The sequence below is a fragment of the Stutzerimonas marianensis genome (genome assembly GCF_022810315.1).
Lineage (GTDB): Bacteria > Pseudomonadota > Gammaproteobacteria > Pseudomonadales > Pseudomonadaceae > Stutzerimonas > Stutzerimonas marianensis.
Map to the genome: position 1 here is coordinate 1 of NZ_JALGRD010000033.1, position 1341 is coordinate 1341.

The following is a 1341-nucleotide window of genomic DNA, read 5'->3' on the forward strand; positions in this document are numbered from 1 at the left end:
GTGCGCGCCGAAGGCGACACCCAGGCTTGAGCTCCAGATGTTGTTGTCGAACTCGCCCAGTAATTCGCGGCCTTCGTCGGTTGCCTTGTAGTAGTTGAAACTGCCCAGCAACGCGACGACATCGGAAAGCGGATAGGTGGCCGATAGACCGAAGTAATGTTGGTTCCAGGCATCCTTGAGGCGGCTGGTATACAGGCTAAAACTGAGATTTTCGTTTACGCTATAGTCACCGCCTGCGTAGCCGAGCCAAGGGGCGTCGACGGCACCGCCATAAAACGTGACGAAGTCATCGTTCGTGTTGCTGGTATTGGGCTGGCTCATCGCGTGCAGGCGGCCGCCCTGGAGGGTGAGGTCGTCCAGCGAGTTGTTCACAACGGTGACACCCTTGAAAGACTCCGGCAGCAGCCGTGCGTCACCAAAGTGCACGACGGGAGTAGCGGGAAATACATCGCCTGCCTTGATCTCGGTGTCCAGCAAGCGTGCTTTCACCGCGCCCCCCACCCGTGTGAAGTCATCCTCAGGATCGCCGGCGCTGTCGTGGGGAAGCAGGTCGATGCTGCCGCCCGCACCGGAGCGCCCCGAACCGGAGTCGAGTTTGAGTCCGAGCATGGCGAAGGCGTCGACGCCAATCCCTACCGAGCCTTGGGTATATCCGGACTCGAAGAAGGCCATCAATCCGTGGGCCCATTCCTCGGAGTAGCCATTGCCGGTGGCACTCTCACCGTCGCGAAAATCTCGATTGAAATAATAGTTGCGATTTATCAGCGATAGCGTGCTGCCTTCGATGAAGCCGTCCGCTGTTTCCGATTGGGCTAGGACCGGGGCGCTGCCCAATGCCAGTGAAAGGGCTGTCAGTGAAAAAACGGCCATTTTGCTCATGATAATGCTCCTTATGTACGGCAGGTCAGTGCTCGAATGACGCCTTTCGCCTTTTTGTATTTTTAGCGCTTGGCCATGTTCTTCCCCTAAAGATGACGGCAGGATTAGCGGAAAATGACTATTTTGTAATCTGAAGGGAAGCAATCGCGTATTCCCGATTACAGATTTGTAATGTTGCGGTCACCCGGTCGTTATCCATTCTTAGTTAAAGTCACCACCCATAGTCATCAACTATCTCGCCGGCTTGGCAAGCTGATAAAGAACGCTTTGGTGTATTGGTCTACTAAATCCAGGGCGAATCACTATCGCAGTAGCGCGCATGTGTGTCCCGCGCCTTGGCGGGGGTAGTTATATGATTGGATTCGACATCTAAAACAGGAAGTCATCGTTTTGCTTTGGATGAGAAAAATAGTTTTGCTGTTGCTGCTAGCCCTTTTCCCATTGCAATCATCATGGGCAGTT

At 54.2% G+C, this 1341-nt stretch carries 1 protein-coding gene; it reads right to left on the bottom strand.

The features are described from left to right. A partial coding sequence (locus MST27_RS22160) for an OprD family outer membrane porin (RefSeq protein WP_243608007.1) occupies window positions 1-879 on the bottom strand: 879 nt, incomplete at its 3' end. Window positions 880-1341: the final 462 nt, after the last annotated feature.